Origin of the sequence: Mesobacillus sp. (genome assembly GCF_047739415.1) — a bacterium.
Classification (GTDB): Bacteria; Bacillota; Bacilli; order Bacillales; family Cytobacillaceae; genus Mesobacillus.
Map to the genome: position 1 here is coordinate 1 of NZ_JBIQOE010000105.1, position 2827 is coordinate 2827.

The 2827-nt window shown below is 41.1% G+C and carries 4 protein-coding genes and 1 pseudogene; 2 read left to right on the forward strand and 3 right to left on the reverse strand.

The genetic code is table 11. The features are described from left to right. Window positions 1–412, reverse strand: a pseudogene (locus ACH0QE_RS08655) (cytochrome P450); the annotation flags it as partial. Between the two features lie 283 nt (window positions 413–695). Between ACH0QE_RS08655 and ACH0QE_RS08660 the strand changes: the two are divergent. Beyond that, entirely contained in the window at window positions 696–881 is a 186-nt protein-coding gene (locus tag ACH0QE_RS08660) for a hypothetical protein (protein ID WP_415800301.1), read from the forward strand. Window positions 882–900: 19 nt separating this feature from the next. Further along, window positions 901–1023 carry a hypothetical protein gene (locus tag ACH0QE_RS08665; RefSeq protein ID WP_415800302.1) on the forward strand — a complete coding sequence of 41 codons (123 nt, stop codon included), beginning with the start codon at window positions 901–903 and terminating at the stop codon, window positions 1021–1023. A gap of 102 nt (window positions 1024–1125) precedes the next feature. Here ACH0QE_RS08665 and bioB read toward each other — a convergent pair whose 3' ends face one another. Both bioB and ACH0QE_RS08675 read right to left on the reverse strand, forming a co-directional pair. Then, on the reverse strand, window positions 1126–2118 hold the full coding sequence (gene bioB / locus ACH0QE_RS08670) for a biotin synthase BioB (protein WP_415800303.1): 993 nt from the start codon (window positions 2116–2118) through the stop codon (window positions 1126–1128). Between the two features lie 15 nt (window positions 2119–2133). Continuing rightward, window positions 2134–2724: a biotin transporter BioY gene (locus ACH0QE_RS08675; protein WP_415800304.1), complete on the reverse strand. Its 591-nt coding sequence runs from the start codon at window positions 2722–2724 to the stop codon at window positions 2134–2136. Window positions 2725–2827 lie beyond the last annotated feature (103 nt).

Sequence of the window (2827 nt, forward strand, 5' to 3'; positions counted from 1 at the left end):
GTTTTGCCTCCTCAAACAGGATGATTTGGTCTGCTTCTTCCCATTTCTCTATTGATGCCCTCCACAAGTCAGTAACCAAACGAGAAAGTCTTAATTGATTTGGAGGGGTCATAAGCGATAAGAAAAGCAATTTCCTATGTATATGTGCCTCTCCATCCATCGTTTGAATGGCATTCTCGCCAAACAAAGTTTTCTGTACTCGTTTAGGTGCAGCCCCTTTTCTTTGAAAACGGTCGGTATCATAAAAAATCTTTGCTGCTTCTTCGCCAGTAAAGCAAATGACTTGTTCACCGAGAAGCCGTGCCTCAAAAATATCTGAATGATAGCGCTCCATTCGATTCGAAATGAAAAGGTAGCCTTCATTCATTAAGGCGATACTGTTATCCAGACTTTTATCATGTGGTATTCCCATCAATCTTATCTCCTTTATGTAGTTTCTTTTGTAAGAATCATTGCTTCCATTACAATCCCGGCTTTCTCAAGTATGTTTAATGCCAGGAAAAGGCTTGGGGGTTAAGCTGATGAAAAATTATACTGTTTATAAACTCTGACGATGATTCCTAGTTTATTTACACGTAAAAGTAAAAAGTAAACTTGTTATCCTTTAAATGTTTCGTCGAACAAGTTGTTGTTATGCATGTTGTGAAGGAATGATAGAAGCTGGTTTAACAAATAGTAAGAAAAAAGGAGGGAACATGATGGGTAAATGGAAAGAAGAAGGAGCAGCTAACAACAATCTTTCTGCTGAAACAATTGCGAGTTCTAAGCTGGTGGGAAAGCCAGGACTTCAGGAGCATGAGTTTTCTGAAGAGCTTGCTGACGGGGGAGAGAGGGATAAGGCGATCGAGAAGCAATTAAAGGAGCATCAACCAGGTATGTAATATGAAATGGGAATAATTAATGAAAAATAAAAACAATTACTTCGACAAAAGAGGAGATTCCACTGCTCCTCCTGAAGGTACTGCTGATTATCCAAAGAAACCGGATCACAGAAAAATTGAACAGGATATTATGAAGAAGTGAAATTAAAAGTTGTCTGGCTGAGGATTGCCAGACAACTTCTTAATTTAGCGTTTCATATGACAAGCGTGATTATATACATAAAGTCCTTCGTTGACATGCAAACTATGCTGTAATTTCTTCCTTCGAAAACTCAATTTCAAACCCGAGGTCTTCGAGCATTTTATGGTCAGCAGTCGTTTCTTGGCCTGCTGTTGTTAGATAGTCCCCAACAAAAATTGAGTTGGCAGGGTAAAGGCCTAGAGGCTGCAAGCTTCGCAAATTAACCTCTCTGCCGCCGGAAATCCTGATTTCTTTTGTTGGATTGATGAATCGCATCAGGCAAAGGACTTTTAAGCAATACCTGGGATTCAATTCATCGGTTCCTGCAAGAGGGGTACCGTCAATCGCGTGGAGGAAATTGACTGGAATTGAATCAGCGTCCAGTACCTTCAGGCTCCTGGCCATATCGACCACATCTTGCTTTGTTTCCTTCATACCTATAATTACTCCGGAGCATGGTGAAATCCCGGAATTTTTAACAAGCTTGACCGTATTGACCCGATCTTCGTATGTATGTGATGTCGTGATGGTATCGTGATGGTTAGAGGAAGTGTTGAGGTTATGGTTATATCGGTCAACACCAGCAGACTTGAGCCTTTCTGCTTGTGAAGGTTTAAGAATTCCGAGACAGGCGCAAACCTTAAGGCCATATTTTGCTTTAATTTCCTCCACTGCCGAAGTAACAGTATCAATTTCCTTTTCACTTGGTCCTCTGCCGCTGGCAACGATGCAATAAGTGCCAGCATTCAGGTTAAAAGCTTGTTCTGCTCCTTTTAGGATCGTGTCCTTATCCATCATTCGATACTTTTGGATAGGGGCATCGGAGACGCTCGATTGCGCACAGTAACCGCAATTTTCCGGACACATTCCCGATTTTGTATTGATAATCATATTTAGCTTTACCCGATTTCCATAATAGTGATGGCGTATCGTGTATGTTGCCTGGAGCAATTCGAGCAATTCATTGTCGGGACATTCAAGTATACTTAAAGCCTCTGCATCAGACAGCTCGTTCCCATCAAGTACGCCCTGCGCTAACTCCTTCCAGTATCCCATTGACCCATCCCCCTTTTAAGCTGCTTTTCTTAAGTGTTTGAAGCTGCCTTTGGACAAAACAGATTTTTCGAGTCTATGACCCATCATGCCGGCGAATACAGCAAGGATAATATCTTTTGGAAGAGGGACAACCATCCATAGCCAGGCCATTTTATAAGTAAAGCCTTCTGGTGCAGCGGCCCAGAATTTATAAGCAAAATACATCCAGTTCGTTCCGAATACATAATTGATGACAAGTCCAATTAATGAAGCAATGACAAATGCAGAAAGTGTGCGGTTCTTCTCAACAATTTTACCTGCAACATAGGCCGTTAGGATAAATGAAAGGATAAATCCAAATGTTGGACTGATGAAAGTAGACATGCCAGCGCCGAACTTGGCAAACACCGGTACACCCACTAATCCTACTAGTGCGTATACAGTCATTGAAATTGCTCCCAGCCGGCTGCCAAGGATGATCCCTGCCAGAATGGCAAAAAAGGTTTGGAGTGTAATCGGTACCCCGCCAATTACCATAAACGGCACAAACGAGGTAATGTTCGCCCCAATAGCCATTAGACCGACAAACATAGATGCTAGAGTTAAATCAAGTGCTTTAAACTTCATGTAAATTGCTCTCCTTTTCTGTAATATAAATTCAGGATAAACTTTTTGAATATTTTATGTCAACTTAAAAATAATTAAGTTAACAAATAATCGTCAATAAACC

Excerpts from the sequence above, each read along its gene's own strand:
- bioB (WP_415800303.1), bottom strand. The coding sequence starts at position 2,118 with ATGGGATACTGGAAGGAGTTAGCGCAGGGCGTACTTGATGGGAACGAG.
- ACH0QE_RS08660 (WP_415800301.1), top strand. The coding sequence starts at position 696 with ATGATGGGTAAATGGAAAGAAGAAGGAGCAGCTAACAACAATCTTTCT.
- ACH0QE_RS08665 (WP_415800302.1), top strand. The coding sequence starts at position 901 with ATGAAAAATAAAAACAATTACTTCGACAAAAGAGGAGATTCCACTGCT.
- ACH0QE_RS08675 (WP_415800304.1), bottom strand. The coding sequence starts at position 2,724 with ATGAAGTTTAAAGCACTTGATTTAACTCTAGCATCTATGTTTGTCGGT.